13 protein-coding genes, 2 tRNA genes and 3 rRNA genes are annotated in these 24,591 nt (G+C 52.5%); 11 read left to right on the top strand and 7 right to left on the bottom strand.

Translation table 11 applies throughout. The annotated features are described in order from the left end of the window. Window positions 1-7: 7 nt before the first annotated feature. Both pqiB and Q3Y66_RS10585 read right to left on the bottom strand, forming a co-directional pair. Window positions 8-1,708: an intermembrane transport protein PqiB gene (gene pqiB / locus Q3Y66_RS10590; protein ID WP_008956263.1), complete on the bottom strand. Its 1,701-nt coding sequence runs from the start codon at window positions 1,706-1,708 to the stop codon at window positions 8-10. Continuing rightward, window positions 1,701-3,086, bottom strand: a complete 1,386-nt coding sequence (locus Q3Y66_RS10585) for a paraquat-inducible protein A (RefSeq protein WP_035586099.1) — start codon at window positions 3,084-3,086, stop codon at window positions 1,701-1,703. Before Q3Y66_RS10585 ends, pqiB begins: the two co-directional genes overlap by 8 nt. Before the next feature lie 348 nt (window positions 3,087-3,434). Here Q3Y66_RS10585 and Q3Y66_RS10580 point away from each other — a divergent pair, with 348 nt between their 5' ends. The 6 genes from Q3Y66_RS10580 to Q3Y66_RS10555 all read left to right on the top strand — a co-directional run bounded on the left by Q3Y66_RS10580 (window position 3,435) and on the right by Q3Y66_RS10555 (window position 11,466). Further along, window positions 3,435-4,412 carry a calcium/sodium antiporter gene (locus Q3Y66_RS10580; protein ID WP_008956265.1) on the top strand — a complete coding sequence of 326 codons (978 nt, stop codon included), beginning with the start codon at window positions 3,435-3,437 and terminating at the stop codon, window positions 4,410-4,412. Window positions 4,413-4,643: 231 nt separating this feature from the next. After that, window positions 4,644-6,059, top strand: coding sequence for a cytochrome ubiquinol oxidase subunit I (locus tag Q3Y66_RS10575; RefSeq protein ID WP_008956266.1), 1,416 nt, complete (start codon window positions 4,644-4,646; stop codon window positions 6,057-6,059). Between the two features lie 2 nt (window positions 6,060-6,061). Continuing rightward, on the top strand, window positions 6,062-7,063 hold the full coding sequence (gene cydB / locus Q3Y66_RS10570) for a cytochrome d ubiquinol oxidase subunit II (protein WP_008956267.1): 1,002 nt from the start codon (window positions 6,062-6,064) through the stop codon (window positions 7,061-7,063). A 4-nt stretch (window positions 7,064-7,067) separates the two neighbouring features. Then, entirely contained in the window at window positions 7,068-8,741 is a 1,674-nt protein-coding gene (gene cydD, locus Q3Y66_RS10565; protein ID WP_008956268.1) for a thiol reductant ABC exporter subunit CydD, read from the top strand. Then, window positions 8,738-10,444, top strand: a complete 1,707-nt coding sequence (gene cydC, locus Q3Y66_RS10560) for a thiol reductant ABC exporter subunit CydC (protein ID WP_008956269.1) — start codon at window positions 8,738-8,740, stop codon at window positions 10,442-10,444. The genes cydD and cydC overlap by 4 nt, the downstream gene beginning before the upstream one ends. 29 nt (window positions 10,445-10,473) lie before the next feature. Beyond that, the gene (locus Q3Y66_RS10555) at window positions 10,474-11,466 is read left to right on the top strand and encodes an adenosine deaminase (RefSeq protein WP_008956270.1); all 993 of its coding nucleotides are present in this window, start codon (window positions 10,474-10,476) and stop codon (window positions 11,464-11,466) included. Between the two features lie 58 nt (window positions 11,467-11,524). Here the strand turns inward: Q3Y66_RS10555 and Q3Y66_RS10550 are convergent, their stop codons facing one another. Further along, window positions 11,525-12,775: a cytochrome-c peroxidase gene (locus tag Q3Y66_RS10550; RefSeq protein WP_238528427.1), complete on the bottom strand. Its 1,251-nt coding sequence runs from the start codon at window positions 12,773-12,775 to the stop codon at window positions 11,525-11,527. A 162-nt stretch (window positions 12,776-12,937) separates the two neighbouring features. On the opposite strand from Q3Y66_RS10550, the gene Q3Y66_RS10545 reads away from it, so the two are divergent. The 5 genes from Q3Y66_RS10545 (at window position 12,938) to rrf (ending at window position 18,243) form a co-directional block, all read left to right on the top strand. After that, window positions 12,938-14,470, top strand: a 16S ribosomal RNA gene (locus tag Q3Y66_RS10545). A gap of 112 nt (window positions 14,471-14,582) precedes the next feature. Next, window positions 14,583-14,659, top strand: a tRNA-Ile gene (locus tag Q3Y66_RS10540). A 97-nt stretch (window positions 14,660-14,756) separates the two neighbouring features. Further along, window positions 14,757-14,832 (top strand) — tRNA-Ala (locus Q3Y66_RS10535). Window positions 14,833-15,089: 257 nt separating this feature from the next. After that, window positions 15,090-17,980 (top strand): 23S ribosomal RNA (locus tag Q3Y66_RS10530). A gap of 147 nt (window positions 17,981-18,127) precedes the next feature. Beyond that, window positions 18,128-18,243, top strand: a 5S ribosomal RNA gene (gene rrf / locus Q3Y66_RS10525). Together the 16S, 23S and 5S rRNA genes with 2 tRNA genes alongside form the textbook arrangement of a ribosomal RNA operon. A gap of 107 nt (window positions 18,244-18,350) precedes the next feature. Here rrf and guaD read toward each other — a convergent pair. Genes guaD through xdhA form a run of 4 tightly spaced genes read right to left on the bottom strand, consistent with a single transcriptional unit; the run spans window position 18,351 to window position 24,408 of the window. Next, window positions 18,351-19,670 (bottom strand): guanine deaminase, encoded by a 1,320-nt coding sequence (gene guaD, locus Q3Y66_RS10520; RefSeq protein WP_008957490.1) that lies wholly within the window; start codon window positions 19,668-19,670, stop codon window positions 18,351-18,353. 1 nt (window position 19,671) lies between these two features. Continuing rightward, a complete protein-coding gene (xdhC, locus tag Q3Y66_RS10515) occupies window positions 19,672-20,547 on the bottom strand; it encodes a xanthine dehydrogenase accessory protein XdhC (RefSeq protein WP_008957489.1) in 876 nt (291 codons plus the stop codon). Beyond that, window positions 20,544-22,967 (bottom strand): xanthine dehydrogenase molybdopterin binding subunit, encoded by a 2,424-nt coding sequence (xdhB, locus tag Q3Y66_RS10510; RefSeq protein WP_008957488.1) that lies wholly within the window; start codon window positions 22,965-22,967, stop codon window positions 20,544-20,546. The genes xdhC and xdhB overlap by 4 nt, the downstream gene beginning before the upstream one ends. Then, entirely contained in the window at window positions 22,951-24,408 is a 1,458-nt protein-coding gene (gene xdhA, locus Q3Y66_RS10505; RefSeq protein ID WP_008957487.1) for a xanthine dehydrogenase small subunit, read from the bottom strand. The genes xdhB and xdhA overlap by 17 nt, the downstream gene beginning before the upstream one ends. Between the last annotated feature and the right edge of the window lie 183 nt (window positions 24,409-24,591).

Raw genomic sequence — 24,591 nt, 5'->3', positions numbered from 1 at the left:
GGGTTCCTTAATCACGTGGCGCGCGCGGAATGGGGTCTTGGGCATCCAGGTTATCAAACAGCAGAGCCCTGGGATTGTCGTTAAGCGTGCGGGTAAGTGGCTGCAAATCCCGCATTAAGCGATCCAGTCGTTCGATGGCAGTGGTGAGCTCTTGGTAAGCGGGCGATGACGGAGACAGCCCTTCCAGCGTGCTACGCAGTTCCTCAAGAGTCCCGTTTAGGTTGCCACCAATCGCCTGGGTCTCAGGATCATTCAGCAGCTGATTGAGAGAAGCGCTTACTTCACGTACTTCATTAAGCACACCCTCGGAGGCCTGCAAATTACGGTCCAAGCCAGCAAGTAACGGCTCAACCTCGAGGCTATTCAATTTCTCAAGCAAATCGGTCACTTGTGCTTGAATCTGCGCAAACCCGCCCGCCACGGTAGGGAATACGTCGCGCTCTGAGAATCGTTCGGCGACATACTCGCCGGCAAGGTCGCGTTGGAAGTTTAAGTCGACAAACAGTGCGCCTGTCAGCAGGTTGCCACTTTTGAGTGATGCGCGAAGCCCCAGGCCAAACATGCGTTCGAAACGAGCTTGCCACTCTTCTAGATTAATATCGCTATTTTCAATACCCAGACGCTGTGGCTCAATCCTGATCAACACAGGAATTGCAAAGCGCGCGCGCGAGTCAGGCTGAGGAGCGGTAAAGTTCCAGGGCACGGCGGCAACGGTACCCATTCGCACCCCACGAAACTCTACAGGGGCTCCTTTTGAAAGACCGCGAACCGTTTCATCTACCAGCAGTACATACTCTAAGTAACGATTAAAGGTTCCTTCTCGCGCCGCATCTTCATCAGCATAAAGGGTGAAGCGCGTATTGGCTTCGACTGGCTGCCCCATGGGTAGGTCTTCAGGTACGCCAAACGTAACGCCGCCGCCGAGTAAGGCTTCAATGGATTCGACGTTAACGCGTACACCATCAGCACCTAAACGAAAATCGATACCACTAGAGGTCCAAAAACGCGTGCTGTCGGTCACTAAGTCGGTATACGGCTCTTCAATGAATACCTGATGCTGCATAGTGCGCGAATCAGGTTCAAAGCTATTTTCTTCAATGCGCCCCACGGTGTAGCCCTGATAGGAAACCGGGTCGCCGACGCGAAGGGAGTTTCCCAGCTGGCTGGTTAGGCTTAGTCGCAGGCCTGCCTGCCCGGCCGGGGCGACGGGAGGGATGTCGCTGACAGGAAACTCGCGTCTAGGTGCTTCTTCAGTGCCGGGCTCAAGCTGAATGTAAGCGCCGGATAGTACGGTACCCAGGCCGCTAATTCCTTCACGCCCAATGCGCGGTTTAACCACCCAGAAGCGACTATCTTCGCGCAGCATATCCTCGACTTCCGGCTGGATGCGTGCGGTTAATACTGCATGAGAGAGATCATCGGATAGACGCACACTCTGTACACGACCAATTTCAACATTGCGACTGCGGATCAGTGTATTGCCCGCTTCGATGCCCTCTGCATTATCCATGGTAAGCGTGACCTGGGTGCCGCGACTGGAGTAGTTGTCATATACCAGCCATAAGCCAATCGCAATGGCGACGATAGGCACTACCCAAATAGGCGAAAGGCGCGTTTGACGCGATGTCTTGGCCTTATTTAAATCCTGTTCGCTGGCGGAGTCAGCATTAGCCTGGTTGGAAGTAGGCGGAGTTGTTTCATTAGCCATCAACAGGTTCCTTGGTGGCCGCTTTACGGCGAAGAAGAAAGTGGCGAAGAGAGTTTCTATGGGGAGGTGATGTATCCCATATTAAGCGTGGATCAAATGTCATCGCCGCCAACATGGTCAACACAACCACAGAGCCGAAGGCGAGTGCAGCTGGACCTGGTGTAATCGACATTAATGATCCTGCGCGGATCAGCGCCACCAAAATAGCGACCACAAAAACATCGACCATCGACCAGCGGCCGATAAATTCCGTTAAGCGATAAAGCCGAGTACGGCTTTGGGCATTCAAGACGGTGCTGCGTCTAACGACTAGGCAAAGCCAGGTTAAGGCAACTAATTTGCCGACTGGTACGATAACGCTGGCTATGAAAATAACGGCTGCAATTGGCCAGGAGCCCATCTGTATCAGTTGAACGACACCGCCTATGATGGTTGATGGTGAAGAGTTGCCCAAGCTTGTGGTGGTCATAATAGGGTAAATATTAGCAGGAATGTACATAATCGCGGAGGCGCCCAGCAGTGCCCATGTGCGCTGTAAGCTATGCGGTAACCGCTGGTGAAGCTTTTCATGGCAGCGAATACAATGTCCTCGGCCCTGTGATGATAGGCGATTAATAAGCCCGCAGGTGGGGCAGCCAGTTAACCCTTGGCCAGCGGCAGGAATTCCAGTTTGAGTGCCGTCGGGGGCCAGGGGTTCTCCCTCTAGCGAGAACCACATCCAATCTGCGTCGATAGATTGAGTGGTCATCAGTAGTAGCAGCGCAAACACGCAAAATCCCCAAAAGGATATCCCTAGCTCAACATCGGCTAGGCCCGCTATTTTGATCAGGCTTACCAGGGCGCCAATAATAAATACATCGGCCATCATCCAGGGCGTTAAGTGCGCTAATGTTCGGGCAATATCCCGGCTAAAGGGCAGGGGATGATTGCGCAGAAGGCCAAACTGAAGCCAAAGTACACCGAATAAGTAGACGGCTGGCAGTACCACAATCGTCATTATGATGGCGATGGCGACGATAGGCTGATGAAATCCAATCAACGAGGTGGCCGTCTGAGTCAGCTCAATACGGTTACTAACACCGCTAACCGTAAAGCTAATAAAGGGAAATGATACCGCTACTATCAGCGCGATCAGTGATGCGATGGCCAGTGCCATACTCCGCTGTGCTGGGTAGCGGTGGCGAGTGACTAAAACATGAGAGCAGCGCGGGCAGCTGGCTTTTTCACCGGAGCTGAGTGGTGGTAGCGCCGAGACCCAGTCACATTCATGACAGGCACGCAAACGCCGTCGCTGAGTTCTTACCTCAGGTGGCGAGCGGTCAACGAGCGGTGTGTTGACCGGTAATGTGCGGCGCTTGGTTAATCTTTGTGGGGGCAAAAACCAAAACTCTCAGTGCGAATCCCTAGCTAAGCTACTAGGATATGGCGAATTAAGCTGTTAATTGAACATTATAGCAAGCCTATGTGGCTGAAATAATGTTCAAAAACATAGGCAAGCCGCTTGACCATGGCATCAGTTTAGACAACGATGCTGCGGCGCAATGGCGAGTGGCGACGGATGAACAGCACTGCCGGTTGCTTCTCTGCCAGGATAGCTCCTCAGCAAGAGGTCGCAACGTGATAGTTAGCGTTGCTAGTAAAATCATCTTAGTGCCCTCGCTATGAAGGGCACTAAGAAACAAAACGTTGAAATTAGTGCCGTTCATTATGCCATGAAGGACATGAAATGCTGCTTCCCACATTAGCGGTTGTGTTTGGTTTGATCTTATTGGTTTGGAGTGCCGAAAAGTTTATTGACGGCGCTGCAGCCACATCGCGTTGGCTTGGGCTTTCGCCGCTGTTAATTGGGATGCTTGTCATCGGTTTTGGTACCTCGGCCCCAGAAATGATGGTATCGGTGCTGGCGGCAATAGATGGTAACCCAGGGCTGGCGGTAGGTAATGCATACGGTTCTAATATTGCTAATATCGGCTTAATACTGGGACTAATAGCGCTTATTTCGCCATTAGCCGTTCATTCCAGCGTTATCCGTAAAGAAATGCCAATACTTATGCTAGTCATGCTGGCGACTGGCTTGATGCTGCTGGACGGTTTTGTAGCACGCTGGGAAGCCGTCTGTCTTTTACTGGCATTAGTGGCTTTTATCGTTGTTAGTATTATTCGCTCACGTAGTCAGCCTGACGACGCAATCGTATCTGAAGTAGCTGAGACCCTGGATAGCAAACCGATGTCCCGGGGTAAATCCATTATGTGGACCCTGGTAGGGCTGCTGTTTTTGATCGCTAGTTCACGTCTATTGGTGTGGGGGGCGGTTGAAATTGCGGTTCGCTTCGGTGTCAGTGATTTGATTATTGGTCTAACCGTCGTCGCTATTGGGACCTCGCTGCCGGAACTCGCCTCTTCTGTTAGCGCTCTGCGTCGGAAAGAACACGATTTGGTGTTGGGCAACGTGGTTGGTTCTAACCTCTTTAATAGCTTGGCAGTCGTTGGCCTAGCAGGGGTCATTGCACCCATTGAAGCGGGTCGGGAAGTATTGGTGCGCGACTGGAGCGTGATGACCGGTATGACACTACTGATGATTCTATTTGCGTTTTCTTGGCGTGGCCGCCCACGGCGTATTAATCGTTTGGAAGGTGGGATACTGCTGGCGCTTTTTGTCGCGTACACCGGCTATATGGTAAGCGTCGTTATTATGTCTCGCTAGGCGTATGTTCCTAATAGCGCACCGCTATGGTGCTTGGTGCGTCAATGCGACCCATCTTGGGTGTTAGGCTGTCAATGTATGATGCTGACTTAAATGAACAGCATGTTTAAAAATTAACATAGTTAAGAAATAAGCTTAGTGCTTATAACTAAAAGTGCGCTGCCATTACGGCTCAACTAAGCTTGTGTTAACTCGTTGATGGAATATCGATTCAGGCCTTAGGAGAGTGAAATGGAACTTGATCCGCTCGTATTATCGCGATTGCAATTTGCATTCGTTGTGTCGTTTCACGCGATCTTCCCCGTGTTTACTATTGGTCTGGCGTCCTACATTGCGCTGCTTCATGGCCTATTCTTCAAGACCAACAATCCAGCTTGGGATCGTCTCTCGCTTTTCTGGACAAAGGTGTTTGCCGTTGTCTTTGGAATGGGGGTCGTGTCAGGTATTGTGATGTCGTTTCAGTTTGGGACTAACTGGAGCAATTTTTCCCTAGCTTCTTCTAACTTCCTCGGTCCCATGTTGAGCTATGAGGTGGTGACAGCTTTCTTCCTGGAAGCCGCTTTCTTAGGCGTGCTCTTGTTTGGTCGAGGTAAGGTGCCTCAAGGGGTGCATCTGTTTGCCTCTATTATGGTGGCGATTGGGACGTTCATTTCCGCTTTTTGGATTTTATCTGCCAACAGTTGGCTGCATACACCAGCAGGCGTGGAGCTAATCGACTTTCGCTTCCATGTTACCTCTTGGCGCGAGGCGATCTTTAACCCGTCATTTCCATATCGCTTCTTGCACATGGCCGTTGCCTCTTTCTTAACAGGCGGCTTTGTGGTGGCGGGGGTTAGCGCATGGTTCTTGTTACGTGATCGCGATCCGGAGGCAAACCGCCGAGCACTTTCGATGTGTCTTTGGCTACTGCTTTTTTTAGCACCGACTCAAGCGGTGATTGGCGATTTTCATGGGCTGAATACTCTGGAGCACCAGCCGACCAAGGTTGCTGCGATGGAAGGTCATTGGGAGACCTCTACCAATGTGCCATTGCTTCTTTTTGCCATTCCTGACCAGGAGGCCCAGACCAATCACTTTGCGTTTGGTATTCCTAATCTAGCAAGCCTCATTCTTACTCACTCACCTGACGGGGAGATTCCTGGCATCAGTGAAGCGCCACCGGAAGAGCAACCGCCTGTCATCATTGTGTTCTGGGCATTCCGTGTAATGGTGGGGATTGGTCTGTTGATGATAGCGGTAGCGTTCGCAGGACTGATCCTGCGCCGCAAGGGGCGTGTTTATGAACAGCCACTGTTTTTAAAGACACTCACTGGCATGATTGCGATGCCTTTTGTCGCTGTATTGGCGGGTTGGATTGTCACTGAATCAGGTCGGTCTCCGTGGTTGGTTTACGGCATGATGACCCATGAAGAAGGGCTGACGCCTTCATTGACGGGTCCAATGGCGTTATTCACTTTGATTGGTTATGTCTTAGTCTACGGCGTAGTGTTTTATACGGGTGTGTATTACCTCACTCGGGTCGTGCGCAACGGCATGTTACCTGAGGAGCAGGACTCTACGACTGATAATCACTTCAAGCGACCGATGCGGCCTATGTCGGCTGCCCATACCCCCTATGATGACGACGTTGAACCGGTGAGGAGCTAAACATGGAAATGTTTGATTTAACGTTGATCTGGGCCTTTATCATCGGCTTCGGCATTATGATGTACGTGCTCATGGATGGATTTGATTTGGGTCTGGGGATTCTTTATCCCTTTGCACCTGATGAAGATGCTCGGGATGTGATGATGAATTCGGTGGCGCCAATATGGGATGGCAACGAAACATGGCTGGTGCTAAGTGGTGCAGGGTTGTTAGGCGCATTTCCGCTGGTTTATTCGGTGTTTTTGCCAGCTTTATACATTGGTGTTTTCTTGATGTTGGCTGGGTTGATCTTCCGAGGTGTTGCTTTCGAGCTTCGCTTTAAGTCCAGGCGTAATCGGCACTGGTGGAACCGCGCGTTTTGCTGGGGGTCGGCGATCGCTGCCTTTGCGCAAGGTGCCGTGGTAGGTGCTTATATTCAAGGTTTCCCGGTTGAGAATTTCGCCTATGTGGGCGGGGCATTTGATTGGCTGACGCCTTTTTCTGTATTAACTGGCCTTGGCTTAATGGCAGGCTACGCGCTACTTGGAGCAACTTGGCTGATACTTAAATCAGAAGGCCATATTCAAGACTGGGCCTATAAAATTACCCCTATGCTATTGGCGCTTGTGCTAGGGGTTTTCGCGATTATCAGTATTTGGACGCCGTTCGTTAACCCAATGGTGTGGGAGCGCTGGTTTGGCAATCTGCAATTGATCTGGATATTCCCTGCGCTGGCATTGCTATCGGCGTTTATGGTTTATCGTTCGGTTAAGCGTCGGGACGAAGGTATTCCTTTTATCGCCACCATCGGTATTTATTTATTTACCTATTTAGGTTTGATTGTCAGTAAATGGCCGGTCATTGTGCCCCCGAACTATACGTTGTGGGATGCAGCTTCAGCCCCAGAATCGCAGCTTTTCTTATTGATTGGCATGCTCTTCGTTATCCCCATCATCCTTGCGTACACTTCTTGGACGTATTGGGTGTTCCGCGGCAAGGTGCGTGTAGGCGAGGGATACCACTAAGCGGATGGTAACTGATGAGGCGTTCTCCCTTACGCCGCGCAGCTGGCTGAAAACGCTGGCGAGGGGAGAGCGCAAACGTCTGCTGGGCTCTGCTCTTTGCGGTGTGCTGGCCGGCAGTCAAACGGTTGTGGTAGTCGTTGGCTTGGCGTGGCTGATTGATCAACTGATTGTGCATGATCGTTTACCCATTGATCTGTTGCCGGTATTTGCCCTGCTGGTGGGTAGCGTGCTGTTACGTGCAGCCTTTCAGTGGGGCCATGAGACCTTGAGCCTGGAGGCAAGCTTGCGAATCCGTCAGCGCGCCAGGGCTCAGCTGTTGGATAAATTGTCCGCGCTAGGGCCGATTTGGCTGACCAGCCAACATAGCGGCTCTCTAGCCAGTCAGGTGGTTGAGCACATTGATACGTTGGAAGGCTATTTTGCACGCTTTTATCCGCAACTGAGAATTACGCTTTATTTACCGCTATTAATAGTGGCGGTGGTGGGGTGGCTGGACTATTTGGTAGCACTGTTTTTGCTGCTTTCTGCCCCGCTTATACCCCTTTTTATGGCGCTGGTGGGTATGGGCGCTGAACGTCTTAATCGTGATCAATTCGTTGCCGTCTCACGTCTTTCAGCCCACTTTATTGACCGTGTGCGCGGTATGACCACGCTGCAACTGTTTGGGCGGACGTCAGCTGCCCAGCAGGATGTCTGGCATGCCACTGATAGTTATCGGCGTCTTAGTATGCGTACTTTGCGCCTGGCCTTCCTTTCCTCCGCGGTACTTGAGTTTTTTTCCTCGGTAGCGATTGCCGTTGTGGCCATGTATGTGGGCTTCGGACTGCTGGGTTATATCGAGTATGGGCCTTCATCGTCACTCACGCTTTTTTCAGGCTTAGCAGTGCTATTGCTGGCTCCTGAGTTTTTCCAGCCTTTGCGCACGCTGTCTCAGCATTACCATGACCGTGCGGCGGCGCTGGGGGCTGCTGAAAGCGTGGTGAGTATACTCAATCAACCCTCCTTTGTGAGTGAGCGTGACTCTATACCGCCGTTATCGGCGTCATCGGTAATTGAGTTAACGACCGTTAGCGTTGCTTATCCCGTACGTGGGCACGTCATTGGCCCTATTAATCTTACGATTAAACAGGGAGAGGTGGTGGCGATTAGCGGAGCCTCGGGCAGTGGGAAATCGACCCTGCTGGCGTTGCTTGCAGGCTTTATTGCCCCAAGTTCAGGTGAGTATCGCCGTCAAGACAATAGCCAATACGCTTGGTTAGATCAGCAGCCTTGCCTCTTGCATGGCAGCTTGATTGATAATCTTTGTTTAGCGTCACCTCGCGCTTCCCGTGAAGAAATGGTGGCTGCGCTTCAGCGAGCAGGTTTTGGGTCTCTTTTAACCCAGCTGCCTGATGGCCTGGATACGCTAATTGGTGAACGCGGAGTCGGGTTGTCAGGTGGGCAGGCCCAGCGCCTTGCTCTTGCGCGCGTATATCTCAGCAATGCTCCGCTAGTGCTGTTGGATGAGCCTACAGCGAGCTTAGATCAGGAGACTGAGCAGTTCGTTATGTCGGCTTTGCTTGAGCTTGCCCAGCAGGGACGCACTCTGGTGATAGCGACTCACCATCCAGAGGTGATTGCCGTTGCCCAGCGCCACTTTGCTTTTAATAAGGGCGAGTTGGTAGAGGCAATCCTATGAGTTCCATTTTTCGAGACTTCCTTCCCTGGCTGCAGCTGTTAGTGCGACGGCGTCAGCGCTTTTTGGTGGGTGCTTTGCTGGTTTGGGTCACTCTTATCGCTGGGCTTGCCCTGCTGGGTTTGTCGGGCTGGTTTATTACGGCCAGTGCCCTGGCCGGTATCGCCTTAGCGCTGGGTATTCCTGCGCGACTCGATGTTTATGTTCCCGGTGGCGGCATTCGTTTCTTCGCCTTGGCACGTACTATTGCGCGTTATATTGAGCGGCTCTATAACCATAATACGGTGTTAACGCTGCTTGCTGACTTGCGTTATCGCGTGTTTGGCTATTTAACGCGGCTAGACGATGCTCGTTTGCATGGTAAGCGTGCCAGTGACTGGCTTAGCCGGTTAACGGCGGATATCGATACCCTGGATAATTTATACCTGCGCCTTTTAGTGCCACCGTTAGTGACGCTGCTTGGCATGGTGGCTGTGTCGCTTTTTGTGGCTATTTGGTTGCCCAGCGTTGCCTTGCTGATGGCGGTGACATTGGGCTTGCTCTGGTTGCTGGTGACTCTCTTTGCTGCTACCTGGGGATTTTCGCAAAGCTATCAGCAGGTAGTGGATCAGCAGTCCTTGCGCCGCCTAGTGGTTGATCAAGTGCAGGCCTCGGCTGAGCTGATGAGTTATCAAACTACCCAGTGGCACCGGACGCTTATCGCTAGCCAAGAAAAGCAGGCGTTCAGTAATCAGCGCCGTTTAGGTCGCAAGACAGCGTTGTTAAACTGCTTGGTGAGTGCCGTTAGTGGTTTGATGGTGTTGGCAGTACTGTGGCTGGCCAGCTTGATATTTAGCCAGCAGCTGGTGACGGGGCCTATTGTAGTCATGGCGGTATTGATTGCATTGGGGGTGAACGAAGCCTACCTGACGCTGCCCGCTAGTTTTGTGAAGCTGGGCGCGAGCTACGCGGCGGTGCGCCGGTTAAATGAGTTCACCGGTGAGCCACCGTCGGCTGTCTCCGCGGTTACGCTACCTAATGATGTTGGTTTAAGCATTCAGGCGAATCAGTTCTCTCTTCATTATGCGCAAACATTAGAGCCCGCGTTAAGTCGTATTGATTTTCAGCTGCCCGCTGGAAAGCGAGCGGTGATTACCGGTAACTCCGGGGCCGGTAAATCGTCTTTAGCCAGTGTGTTGGTGGGACGTTTAAGAGCCACGCAGGGTGAGGTGATGGTAGGCGGCGTGCCAGCGTGGCAACTCTCGGAGGAGAGCCGTGCCAAACACTTCGCCATACTCACTCAGCAAGTGGATCTGTTTGATGCTTCTTTAGCCGAGAACTTGCGTATTGCCAGCCCCGCCGCTAGCGATAACATGCTTTGGGACGTATTGAGTGACGTTGCCTTGGATAGCTGGGTTGAACAGCTGCCGAAAGGCTTAGCTACGGCGGTGGGCGAGAAAGGCCAGCAGCTTTCGGGTGGTCAGGGTAGGCGTTTGGCATTGGCCCGCCTGATGCTATGCAACCCGCAACTAGTGATTCTTGATGAGCCATTTGCGGGCGTTGATGCCAAAACGGCACAGCATGTCGCTGCTTCACTTGATAAATGGCTTGTTAATCGCACGGCTATTTTCTTTGTCCATCAAATTAGTTCGCTGAACCTATTGCCTGGCGTCGAGTACCACTGGCATCTAGATGCCGGTAAACTTAGCCAATGCTTGAGTGAATAATTAGTTAATACGACAGCACGGAGCCCTCCATGCACGATTTCTTACGCAACCTTCCTAAAGTAGAGCTGCATTTGCATATCGAAGGCTCTCTGGAACCAGAATTAATGTTTGCCTTGGCGAAGCGTAATGACATTGATTTACCCTATGCCTCGGTGCAAGAAGCCAAAGATGCTTACCATTTCAGCGACCTGCAAGGTTTCCTGAATCTCTATTTCCAAGGCATGAATGTGCTTCGTAATGAAGAGGATTTTTACGACTTGGCGATGGACTATTTCAAGCGTGCGCGGGGAGAGGGCGTAGTGCATATCGACATGCATTTTGACCCCCAAGCACATCTGCAGCGTGGCGTTCCTCTCGAAGTAGTCATGGCTGGATTATTAAAAGCCAAGCAGGAAGCCGAGGAGACACTCGATCTCTCTATCGGCATGATTATGGCTTTTCTACGTGATCGTCCTGCAGATGAGGCATTGCATGTGCTTGAGCAGGCCGCTCCCTATTGGAAAATGCTGGATGCCGTCGGTTTAGATAGCGCTGAGCAAAATAATCCGCCTGCTGAGTTTGTCGAAGTGTTCGAGCGTGCCAAGCAGCTTGGTCTTGTTCGAGTGGCCCATGCAGGAGAGGAAGGCCCTGCAGAATATATTCAAGAAGCCCTGGATCTACTTGATGTTCAACGTATTGATCATGGCGTGCGCTGTTTGGAAAGTGATGAGGTAGTTGAACGTTTGCGCAGCGAGCAAACTGTATTAACGGTCTGCCCACTTTCTAACGTGAGTTTAAAGGTGGTGGAAGATCTGCGTGATCACCCGCTTCCTAAGCTGTTGGCTGAAGGGCTCAAGGTCACGATTAGCTCAGATGATCCCGCTTACTTTGGTGGCGGCATGCTGACTAATCACATCGCTTGCGCTGAAGCATTTGGCTGGGGCGAGACAGTATTTCGTCAGTTAACGCGTAATGCTATCGAAGAAGCCTTTACTACTCAGGAGCGTCGGGCAGAGCTGCTGGCCCGTTTGGCTGAGGTATAGCACATTGCCGCCTGGTGATACTGACCAGGCGGCTGCTTTGTTTAAGTCAGTAAGTTAATTAAGGTAGTGCGGGCACTTCAAATTCGGGCATTTCGCCGGTTAATGTGTTCAAAAAAGCTGTTATGTCACCAATAGTGTCATTATCAAACTCCCGCCCCAGCATCTCTTGTCCCATTATGGCAACGGCTTCTTCTAGTGTTTCGGTGGCGCCGTTATTCATATAAGGATAGGTCACCGCCACATTGCGGAGCGTGGGAGTTCTGAAACGGTACTTATCGCTCTCTTCTTCTGTGACAACATAACGACCTAGGTCGGTTGACCCCGGCACTTGAATCGCATGGAATTGGCTGTCGGTAAAGTTTGAACCACGATGACAAGCGATACAGCCATTATCAACAAAGGCCACCATGCCATCTTTAGCTTGTTCGCTAATTGCTTCTTGATCGCCGTGTAGGTAACGATCAAAAGGTGAGTTGGGTGTGTTGAGTGTGCGTTGGAACGCGGCCAGTGCATGCGCTAGGTTGTCATCGGTAATGGGGTCTTCTTGGTTAGGATACGCTTCGCCGAATTTTTCCTGATAAAGCTCAAACCCTACTAACCGATCTAGCGCCATTTCTAAATCCATGGCCATTTCTACTGGTGCTTCAATTGGCCCTAACGCTTGGGCTTCTAAATCAGCAGCTCGGCCATCCCAGAACTGGGATCCCAAAAAGCCACTGTTGAGCACGGTAGGGGTGTTGCGCTCCCCGATTTGCCCGTCATGACCCACCGCTCGTGGTATGCGGTCAGCCCAGCCAAGCGCCGGATTATGGCAAGTGGCGCAGCTGATAACGCCGCTAGAAGATATACGCGGTTCAAAAAATAGCATATTACCCAGCTCAATCTTCTCTTCTGTAAGTGAGTTATCTGCAGGAATAGGCGGTAAGTGAGGCAGCGCTTCGAAGCGGTTACGATAGTTTTCCAGTCCGTCCTCTGCGCTTGCCATATTGGTTGTAAGAACAGCACCCGCTATCAGAACAGGTATGACGATAGCTTTTATAGTCATCATTATTTCTCCCTTGCTTTTACGAACGGCGGTTTGAGTCCGCTTATTCTTAAGCTTACGTAAGGGAGGAAATGTTGTTTTGTCTTGGGTCAATGTTTGCGTCTGGGCAGCTTTTGGTGGGTGGGCGTTGATTGGTAGTGATATTTTACTAATAAATATGGACTTCACTGTTGACCTTGCCGGAGATTCGGGTAGTATACGCCACACGTCAACGGGGCACGGCCTTGATGACCAGCTCTTTAACAATTTGATCAGGTAATTCATGTGGGCGCTTGCTGACGTTGGTGACAAATCACCAAATATCAAGGCAAGCGGTCATGAAAACGTAAGTTTGAATGAATTCGTTTGAACCTTGAGCCAAGTTTGATCCGCTTTTGCTGCCTTCGGCTAGTCCTGAGGTAAGCGAGTAAGGATCACAATGATTGTAAACTGAAGAGTTTGATCATGGCTCAGATTGAACGCTGGCGGCAGGCCTAACACATGCAAGTCGAGCGGTAACAGATCTAGCTTGCTAGATGCTGACGAGCGGCGGACGGGTGAGTAATGCATAGGAATCTGCCCGATAGTGGGGGATAACCTGGGGAAACCCAGGCTAATACCGCATACGTCCTACGGGAGAAAGGGGGCTTCGGCTCCCGCTATTGGATGAGCCTATGTCGGATTAGCTAGTTGGTGAGGTAAAGGCTCACCAAGGCGACGATCCGTAGCTGGTCTGAGAGGATGATCAGCCACATCGGGACTGAGACACGGCCCGAACTCCTACGGGAGGCAGCAGTGGGGAATATTGGACAATGGGGGCAACCCTGATCCAGCCATGCCGCGTGTGTGAAGAAGGCCCTCGGGTTGTAAAGCACTTTCAGCGAGGAAGAACGCCTGTCGGTTAATACCCGGCAGGAAAGACATCACTCGCAGAAGAAGCACCGGCTAACTCCGTGCCAGCAGCCGCGGTAATACGGAGGGTGCAAGCGTTAATCGGAATTACTGGGCGTAAAGCGCGCGTAGGTGGCTTGATAAGCCGGTTGTGAAAGCCCCGGGCTCAACCTGGGAACGGCATCCGGAACTGTCAGGCTAGAGTGCAGGAGAGGAAGGTAGAATTCCCGGTGTAGCGGTGAAATGCGTAGAGATCGGGAGGAATACCAGTGGCGAAGGCGGCCTTCTGGACTGACACTGACACTGAGGTGCGAAAGCGTGGGTAGCAAACAGGATTAGATACCCTGGTAGTCCACGCCGTAAACGATGTCGACCAGCCGTTGGGTGCCTAGAGCACTTTGTGGCGAAGTTAACGCGATAAGTCGACCGCCTGGGGAGTACGGCCGCAAGGTTAAAACTCAAATGAATTGACGGGGGCCCGCACAAGCGGTGGAGCATGTGGTTTAATTCGATGCAACGCGAAGAACCTTACCTACCCTTGACATCTACAGAAGCCGGAAGAGATTCTGGTGTGCCTTCGGGAACTGTAAGACAGGTGCTGCATGGCTGTCGTCAGCTCGTGTTGTGAAATGTTGGGTTAAGTCCCGTAACGAGCGCAACCCTTGTCCTTATTTGCCAGCGAGTAATGTCGGGAACTCTAAGGAGACTGCCGGTGACAAACCGGAGGAAGGTGGGGACGACGTCAAGTCATCATGGCCCTTACGGGTAGGGCTACACACGTGCTACAATGGCCGGTACAAAGGGCTGCGAGCTCGCGAGAGTCAGCGAATCCCTTAAAGCCGGTCTCAGTCCGGATCGGAGTCTGCAACTCGACTCCGTGAAGTCGGAATCGCTAGTAATCGTGAATCAGAATGTCACGGTGAATACGTTCCCGGGCCTTGTACACACCGCCCGTCACACCATGGGAGTGGACTGCACCAGAAGTGGTTAGCCTAACGCAAGAGGGCGATCACCACGGTGTGGTTCATGACTGGGGTGAAGTCGTAACAAGGTAGCCGTAGGGGAACCTGCGGCTGGATCACCTCCTTAAACGATGCGTCACAGTTAGTAAGCGTCCACAATGAATTACCTGATCAAAGATAGAGCAAACGGTAGTTAGTTTAGCTGTTACGTGCTTTTTAAGCGTAATGGTTAAATAGCCGGGTCTGTAGCTCAGTTGGTTAGAGCGCACCCCTGATAAGGGTGAGGTCGGCAGTTCAAGTCTGCCCAGACCCACCAAATTCCTGTAATACTGCGTTAAAACGCTCCTCGTATAGCAAGCTATACGTCGTCGCATTTTGCCTTGTTTTACAGAAATTTGCGTGAATGTTGTATTGGGGCCATAGCTCAGCTGGGAGAGCGCCTGCCTTGCACGCAGGAGGTCAGCGGTTCGATCCCGCTTGGCTCCACCATTACGTTGCTACGCTGTTTTACCTTAAGTACCGTTTGTGAATGTTTCGTGACCACTGATAAGTCGCTGTGCTGTAACGGTTGTTTTAGTTATCGCCCGCCGCTTTATCACTGTTCATTGAACAGCTGCTCTTTAACAATGTATATCATGCTGACAAGAACACTTCGCAAGAAGTGGTCTTAAATTGTGATACGCGTCAGCGTATCCGGCAAAATGAAACGTGATCATTGCGAGATACCAGACTCCTTCGGGTTATAGGGTCAAGCAATGAAGCGCACACGGTGGATGCCTAGGCAGCCAGAGGCGATGAAAGACGTGGTAGCCTGCGATAAGGCTCGGTGAGGTGGCAACAACCTGTGACCCGGGCATTTCTGAATGGGGAAACCCACCGATCATAAGATCGGTATCGTGCACTGAATACATAGGTGTACGAGGCGAACCAGGGGAACTGAAACATCTAAGTACCCTGAGGAAAAGAAATCAACCGAGATTCCCCTAGTAGCGGCGAGCGAACGGGGACCAGCCCTTAAGCATGTGACTGATTAGGCGAATGCGTTGGGAAGCGCGGCCGTAGCGGGTGATAGCCCCGTAGTCGAAAATCTGATCATGTGAAATCGAGTAGGTCGGGGCACGAGAAACCTTGACTGAAGACGGGGGGACCATCCTCCAAGGCTAAATACTCCTGGCTGACCGATAGTGAACCAGTACCGTGAGGGAAAGGCGAAAAGAACCCCGGAGAGGGGAGTGAAATAGATCCTGAAACCGTGTGCGTACAAGCAGTAGGAGCAGACTTGTTCTGTGACTGCGTACCTTTTGTATAATGGGTCAGCGACTTATATTCAGTGGCGAGGTTAACCGTATAGGGGAGCCGTAGGGAAACCGAGTCTTAACTGGGCGACACAGTCGCTGGATATAGACCCGAAACCGAGCGATCTATCCATGAGCAGGGTGAAGGTTGAGTAACATCAACTGGAGGCCCGAACCAGGATCTGTTGAAAAAGATTTGGATGACTTGTGGATCGGAGTGAAAGGCTAATCAAGCTCGGAGATAGCTGGTTCTCCTCGAAAGCTATTTAGGTAGCGCCTCACGTAGTACCGCCGGGGGTAGAGCACTGTTTCGGCTAGGGGGTCATCCCGACTTACCAACCCGAGGCAAACTCCGAATACCGGTGAGTAACGCGTGGGAGACACACGGCGGGTGCTAACGTCCGTCGTGAAAAGGGAAACAACCCAGACCGTCAGCTAAGGTCCCGAAATCCTGGTTAAGTGGGAAACGATGTGGGAAGGCTCAGACAGCTAGGAGGTTGGCTTAGAAGCAGCCATCCTTTAAAGAAAGCGTAATAGCTCACTAGTCGAGTCGGCCTGCGCGGAAGATGTAACGGGGCTAAACCAGGTACCGAAGCTACGGGTTCATCCTTTGGATGAGCGGTAGAGGAGCGTCGTGTACGCCAATGAAGGTGGATTGAGAAGTCTGCTGGAGGTATCACGAGTGCGAATGCTGACATGAGTAACGATAAAGGGAGTGAAAAACTCCCTCGCCGGAAGACCAAGGGTTTCTGTTCGACGCTAATCGGAGCAGAGTGAGTCGGCCCCTAAGGCGAGGCCGAAAGGCGTAGTCGATGGGAAACGGGTCAATATTCCCGTACCGGACATGGTTGCGATGGGGGGACGAAGAAGGCTAGGTGAGCCAGGCGTTGGTTGTCCTGGTGAAAGTGAGTAGGCTGAGGGTTTAGGTAAATCCGGACCCTTTTCAGGCCGAGACACGAAACGAACTGACCACGGTCAGGAAGTCACTGATGCCACGCTTCCAGGAAAAGCCTCTAAGCTTCAGATCATGTGCGACCGTACCCCAAACCGACACAGGTGGTCAGGGAGAGAATCCCAAGGCGCTTGAGAGAACTCGGGTGAAGGAACTAGGCAAAATGGTGCCGTAACTTCGGGAGAAGGCACGCCGGCGTAGGGTGATGAGACTTGCTCTCTAAGCCCGAACCGGTCGAAGATACCAGGTGGCTGCAACTGTTTATTAAAAACACAGCACTCTGCTAACGCGCAAGCGGACGTATAGGGTGTGACGCCTGCCCGGTGCCGGAAGGTTAAATGATGGTGTTAGCCGCAAGGCGAAGCTCTTGATTGAAGCCCCGGTAAACGGCGGCCGTAACTATAACGGTCCTAAGGTAGCGAAATTCCTTGTCGGGTAAGTTCCGACCTGCACGAATGGCGTAATGATGGCCACGCTGTCTCCACCCGAGACTCAGTGAAATTGAAATCGCCGTGAAGATGCGGTGTACCCGCGGCTAGACGGAAAGACCCCGTGAACCTTTACTATAGCTTCACACTGGACGCTGATGTTGCCTGTGTAGGATAGCTGGGAGGCTTTGAACTTTGGACGCCAGTTCGAAGGGAGCCAACCTTGAAATACCAGCCTGGCATCATTGGCGTTCTCACTCAGGTCCGTTATCCGGATCGAGGACAGTGTGTGGTGGGTAGTTTGACTGGGGCGGTCTCCTCCTAAAGAGTAACGGAGGAGCACGAAGGTACCCTCAGCACGGTCGGACATCGTGCATTGAGTGCAAGAGCATAAGGGTGCTTGACTGCGAGACAGACACGTCGAGCAGGTGCGAAAGCAGGTTCTAGTGATCCGGTGGTTCTGTATGGAAGGGCCATCGCTCAACGGATAAAAGGTACTCCGGGGATAACAGGCTGATACCGCCCAAGAGTTCACATCGACGGCGGTGTTTGGCACCTCGATGTCGGCTCATCACATCCTGGGGCTGAAGTCGGTCCCAAGGGTATGGCTGTTCGCCATTTAAAGTGGTACGCGAGCTGGGTTTAGAACGTCGTGAGACAGTTCGGTCCCTATCTGCCGTGGGCGTTGGATGTTTGAGAAGGGCTGCTCCTAGTACGAGAGGACCGGAGTGGACGACCCTCTGGTGTTCCGGTTGTCACGCCAGTGGCATTGCCGGGTAGCTATGGTCGGACGGGATAACCGCTGAAAGCATCTAAGCGGGAAGCCCCCTTCAAGATGAGACATCCCTGAGGCCTAGAGCCTCCTGAAGGGCCCAGCGAGACCAGCTGGTTGATAGGCACGGTGTGGAAGCGCTGCAAGGCGTTGAGCTAACGTGTACTAATGGCCCGTGAGGCTTGACCCTATAACACCCAAGGGGTCTGGTCGCGATGATGACGTAACATTAAAAAAACCGGATACGCAGCGTGTGGCCCAGGCAACAGCCCGGGCGGCAGGCGATGAGACGATCACAATTTAGCAATAGTCAGCATGATGTACATTACCCGTTACGCCTGACGACCATAGCACGCGTGAACCACCTGATCCCTTGCCGAACTCAGCAGTGAAACCGCTTAGCGCCGATGGTAGTGTGGGGTCTCCCCATGCGAGAGTAGGTCATCGTCAGGCACCTATACCAAAATCCCCCAGGGCTTGCGCCTTGGGGGATTTTTTTGCGTGAAATTTAGTGAAGCGTAAGTGGTGAATCGTGAGTAGAAAAACCACATTCTCACTATTCACCACACATCCCGGCGGTGTTGGCAAATTCCACCCGCCCAGGTTTCATAAATCGCGCGGTCGTCAGCCAGCATCATTAACGCAAATAGCCGTTCACCTAACGTGGTGCAGTGGCTGATGCGACGAGAAAGTAACGACGTCGCTTGAGTATCGATCACAACAAAATCAGCTTCCAGCGTGGGAGCCAACTGACCGATATGGCTATCTAGCGAGAGGGCTTTGGCATTGCCCATGGTTAAGCCATAAAAGCCTTGCCAAGCGGTCAGCGGTTGGCCACCCAATTGACCCACTTGATAGGCCGCCTTTAACGTGCCAAAGCCCGACAGATCGGTGCCTGCGCCGATATCGCTAGCATAGGTAAATGCCATCCCAGTCTCTTTAGCGGCTTCTCGGTCAAAAAGACCGCTGCCAAGGAAAAGGTTTGAACTAGGACAAAAAGCGATATTGGCGCCTCGATCCGCCAAACGCTTACGCATGCCGTTATCTAGGTGAATACCGTGGGCAAAGGTGCTGCGGGGGCCAACTAAGCCCGCTTCCTCATAAACGGCCAAATAGTCGCGACTACCGGGAAAGAGTTCGGCTACCCAGTCTAGTTCACCGCTGTTTTCAGCCAAATGGGTCTGTAACCAGAGACTTGGGTCATTACGTAGAAGGGCGCCTGCTGCATCCATCTGTATTTTGGTCGACGTAGGGGCAAAGCGCGGGGTGACGCTGTAGCCGAGCCGCTGCTTGCCGTGCCAATCTTCAATCAGTCGCTCGCTATCGGCAATGCCCGAAGCACCGTCCATTAGCGCCTCGGGTGCGTTACGATCCATCAATACCTTGCCCACCAGCATACGCAACTGACGCTTTTGACAGGCAGTGAAAAAGGCATCCACGGAGCCAGGGTGGCTAGAGCCAAATACCTGAGCCGTTGTAGTCCCTGCGCGTAGCATTTCATCCAAAAAAGCGTTAGAGAGCGCTTCTGCATGGGCGTGGTTAGCAAAGCGACACTCTTCAGGAAAAGTGTAGTCGTTTAGCCAGTCCAGCAGTTGGCGCCCATAAGATGCCATGATATCCAATTGGACATAGTGCACATGGGTATCGATAAACCCGGGCATAATCAGTTTGTCGCGATAATCGAGAACATCAGTACCTTTGGGTAGTAAAGGTGCGAGTTCGGCGAAATGGCCGACGGCATGAATATGCTGGCCTTTCAACCAAAGCAATCCGTCGCCGTAATGCTCTAAACTGCCCGGTTCGGGCGTATCGCCATCGCCAGGGTTGCGGGCAAAACTAATCAATTCGGCACGAATAAACGTATTGGTAGAAGAATTCATATTAACTCGTGATTGTCGGGGAGTCGGTCAGTAGCGTTCGCAATGCCTGGGAGTCCAGGCCACGGTTTTCTTGAGAAGAGGGCGTGTCGGTTAGCCAAAGCAGTTCAGTCACCACCGTTAGCGCTATGGCGTAAGGTGTTTTATTACTCAGCTTAGTGGTGTGAATGCGTCCGATAGGGCTTCGTACGCGCAAAATTTGTTCGGAAGAGTAACCATCGCGCTTAAGGCGTCCTTTAAAGCTTGTCCATTTGCTGTCAGAGCCAATCAGACCAATCGACGCTACGTCATCGCGCTCGATCAGCGCGGCGATTAGGGCATAGTCTTCGTCATGGTTATGCGTTAATACCAACGCATGGGTATCTGCAGGCAAGGCGGCGACACTTTGCTGTGCATCTTGAAGGGGGTAGCACCTCAGTCTCGGCTGTTGCTGATATTGTCCAGAAAACGCATCGCTGCGGCTGTCGTACCAATGCAACTGCCAAGGGAGCGGGGCGCTTAGCTTTACAATTTCCTGGCCCACATGGCCTGCACCAAATATCGCCAGGTGCGCTTCCGCGCCAGGGAAAGCCTCCAGCAATATATTCACAAAGCCACCGCAGCACTGTCCGCTTCGACCACCCAAAGAGAAAGCTTCTAAGCTGAGTCCATAGCGCTGTTCATCTAAGCGTGCCCGTGCTGCGGCAATGGTTTGCCACTCAAATGTACCGCCCCCCAGTGTATCGAAGATAGCGTCGGCGGTGATGACCATACGTGCGCCAGGCTCGCGGGGTGTTGAGCCTGCGCTGGTCACCTGGGTGGCTAATACATGAGGTATCCCATCGCGCTGCAAGCGGTGCAGCACCGCGTGCCAGGTTTTGGAGGTTTGAGTAGGACTCAAAGCGCTTTCTCCCTGATGGCGTTGGCCGCCAGCATGACCCGCTCAGGGGTAGCAGGCGTATCTAAGTGGGGGGAGACTGTATAGTTGGTTAGACTTGATAGCGCATCCCGTAGCGCCGACCACACGCTAATACCTAACATAAACGGAGGTTCGCCGACCGCTTTGGAGCGATAGAGGCTCGCCATGGAGTTGGGGTGACCCTCCAGTAGCGCTACGTTGAAAGTAGGTGGCAAATCACTATAGGTGGGTATTTTATAGGTCGCTGGACCATCACTGATCAGGGCGCCTTTATCGTTCCATTTAAGCTCTTCACTGGTTAACCAACCCATACCCTGAATGAAACCACCTTCTACTTGGCCAATATCAATGGCTGGATTTAGTGAGTCACCCACATCGTGCAAAATGTCGACGCGGTCTACTAAATACTCGCCGCTTAGGGTGTCCACGCTCACTTCAGCCACCGCTGCGCCAAAAGCGTAGTAATAAAAGGGGCGTCCTTGACCGATTGAGCGATCATAGTGAATGAGTGGGGTGGCGTAGAAGCCTTTTTCTGACAGCGATATGCGATTGAGATAGGCCGTTTGCACCAACTCACCCCAAAGGATGCGTCGCTCGCTTTCGCCGAACCCTGCTACCAGAGTGCCATCTTCCAGGCGCATACCCTCACGGTCCAACCCCTCAGCGAAATGCTTAGCAGCAAAGTCGAAGAGGCGCTCACGCAGCTTTCCCGCTGCATCCCGCGCCGCCATACCATTCAAGTCGGCACCGCTAGAAGCCGCAGTAGGTGAGGTATTGGGCACTTTATCGGTTCGCGTAGCGGTAATGCGTACTTTATCCAGATCCAGACCCAGCTCGCGAGCCACAACCTGACAAATTTTAGTATGTAGCCCTTGGCCCATCTCGGTACCGCCGTGATTGATCATCACGCTGCCGTCGGTGTAAACATGCAGAAGGGCGCCCGCCTGATTAAGATGCTGGGCGGTAAACGAAATGCCAAATTTAACCGGAGTAAGTGCCAGCCCTTTCTTAATAACAGGGCTAGTGGCGTTGAAGTCGCTCACTGCTTTGCGGCGTGCCCAGTACTCACTATCGTTTTCAAGTGTTTCAACAAGTGTATGCAGTAGTTGCCGCTGATCGACTTGCTGGCCATAATGGGTAACCTCGCGACCATCGCGGTAGAAATTGCGCTTACGAATAGTCAGCGGGTCTTCACCAATCTTGCGGGCAATATCGTCCATGGCCGCTTCGATAATCATCATTCCCTGAGGGCCACCGAAGCCCCGAAAAGCTGTATTGGACGCGGTATGCGTTTTTGCACGATGACCCGTGACCTGCACTTCGCCTAACGAGTAGGCATTGTCGGCATGAAACATAGCGCGATCAACGATGGCGTCGGAAAGGTCAGGCGAGTACCCACAATCACCGATCACGGTGATCTCGCCACCTTGAAGCACACCCTGAGAGTCAATCGCTAACCGATAGCGGTTATGAAAAGGATGACGTTTGCCTGTTGCGCGCATATCTTCGCTGCGAGGTAAACGGAGTCGAACCGTTTTACCCGTGCGGCGGGCAATAATGGCAGCGATGCATGCCCAGGGAGAAGCCTGCGTCTCTTTGCCTCCAAAGCCACCGCCCATTCGGCGTACTTCTACCGTCACCGCATGAAAAGGAATATCAAGCACCTCTGCCACCAGCTTCTGGGTTTCGCTGGGATGTTGGTTGGAAGTATGGACAATAACGCCTTCATCTTCGGTGGGATGAACCACGCACGCTTGGCCTTCCAAATAGAAGTGCTCTTGACCACCGACGAATAGCTCGCCCTCTATTAACTGTTCCGCTTGATCAAGCGCCTGTTGCCAATTACCACGTGTCTGTACATGTGTAGGGCGCACAAATTCTTCGCGCTCGGCCGCTGCCACCGGGTCTAAACTGGCGGGCTGCGCGTCAATACTGACAGCGGCCAGCTTAATAGCGCGGCGTGCAGCTTGCAGTGAAGTTGCTGCAACGGCAAAGAGGCATTGGCCTGCGTAGCTGATCTCTTTATCGACAAAAATGGGATCGCCAGGAAAGACAGGGCCGATATCGGTGTGCCCCGGTACCTCATGAAAAGTAATCACATCGACCACGCCTGGCGCCTCTTTCACTCTGCTGAGATCAAGCTGCGTTAAGGTGCCGTGGGCAATGGGCGATAGGCCTAGCGCAACATGCAGGGCGTCGGCAGGCAGTACCAAATCATCAATATAAGCAGCTTTGCCAGTAACGTGTTTTTGGGCGCTCTCGTGAAAGCTTGAACTACCTGCTTGGCGCCGACCAGTGCTATCGACTGTATGGCGTGCCAAGGGGCCAGACCCCTGGATATGATCATGTAATTCAAGACGGGCACGGCTGCTGTCGCCGTCCAGTTTAGTGAGCGTACGCATGGAGCATCACCTCGCGGTCGGGCGCTGAAAGAGAAAGATAGAGGCGTTCAAACAGGTTTTTGGCGGCTTGTTGGCGATAATGTTGACTGCCACGCACATCACTCATGGGTTGAAAGTCTTCATCGAGTGCCTGCTGGGCGGCGCGAAAAGCGTCTGCAGTAATGGCGCTACCTTCCAGTGTCGTTTCCGCTGCTTGCGCGCGCTTGGGAATGGCCGCCATGCCGCCAAAAGCGATCCGTACATCATGCAAGACACCTTGCTCAATGCGGTAGCTAAAAGCGCCGAGCACTGCAGAAATATCGTCTTCCCGGCGCTTGGAAAGCTTCCAGACGCGCAGCTGGCTGCGTTCAATTGCTCGGGGAATAAAAATTCGTGAAACGACCTCATCAGCCGCCATAGCGGTCTGTTTATAATCCAAAAAGAAGTTTTCCAGCGCTAAGCAACGGCTACCTTTTACGCTGGCAAGTTCTACCTGGGCCCCTAAGGCAAGTAGCACGGGTGGCGTATCGCCAATAGGAGAAGCATTGGCAATATTGCCACCTAGCGTTCCCCGGTTACGGATCTGCTGAGAGCCTAATCGGTGCAGCAGATGAGCAAAGGCGGGGAAGTGCTCTTCAAACAGTGGTTCAAGCTGAGTATAGGTGACCCCGGCGCCAATCCACCAGCCAGGTTGTCCTTCAAACGTTGTCGCTTCTACTGTTAACAGCTCGGCAACGCGAGAAACATCAATCAACTGATCAAGCGAAGCCAAGCGCTGAGTGCTTTCCAACCAAAGGTCTGTGCCTCCTGCCACCAAGCGTGCTTGAGGGGCTTCTTGGCGCAGCCGTGTTAGGGCTGCCAAGGAGAGGGGCTGGGAAAAAAAAGGTGTTTTCGCTGTAGGGACTGTTATTTCAGCATCATTTTCTGACGTTGACAGCGCCGCGTCTTGCCATTGGGGGCGCTCATAGGGAATATCATTCATGCGCAGCGCAGCATCCCGGATAGGGCGATAGCCCGTGCAACGGCACAAGTTGCCACCCAGGGCTGCTTCAATGCGTTCTGAGGTTAGCGGAGCAGGCCGCTGGGTAAGGTCGTTATGCAGTGTGAAAAGTGACATGACAATACCCGGCGTGCAAAAACCACACTGGCTACCATGGCATTCGATCATCGCTTCTTGGGCTGGGTGCAGACGTCCCTCTTTAGCTAGCCCTTCAACGGTGACTAAATGCCTACCCTGAAGTTGATGGGCTGGTGTGATACAGGCGTTGGCACTGGTAAACGTGTGGGTGTCAGCGTTTTGCTCGCCAATTGCTACGGTACAAGCACCGCAGTCACCCGATGCGCAGCCCTCTTTGGTGCCTGTTAACGCCAAATGCTCGCGTAATAAGGTTAAAATGCTCGTGTTCGGTGAAACCTCACACTGGTGGGGGACACCATTGAGCAGGAACGCAATCGTTGCCATGCCAAACTCCACTGTTGTTGTATAGACCGGGATTGTGCTGACCGATCGGTCAATATAAGTTGAGCTTGAGACAAAATGGTCAGCCTTGCAAGTATTTGATCGCTGCACGGGAGTGGGGCAAGCTTATGCGAAATGCCTCTATTTGGGGCAACAAGCCTACCCGCCGACGCTTATTAAGGGACA

Origin of the sequence: Halomonas sp. HAL1, assembly GCF_030544485.1 — a bacterium.
GTDB lineage: Bacteria > Pseudomonadota > Gammaproteobacteria > Pseudomonadales > Halomonadaceae > Vreelandella > Vreelandella arctica.
Note: the sequence above shows the minus strand (reverse complement) of the source record. Positions and strands in the feature narration are given on the sequence as shown.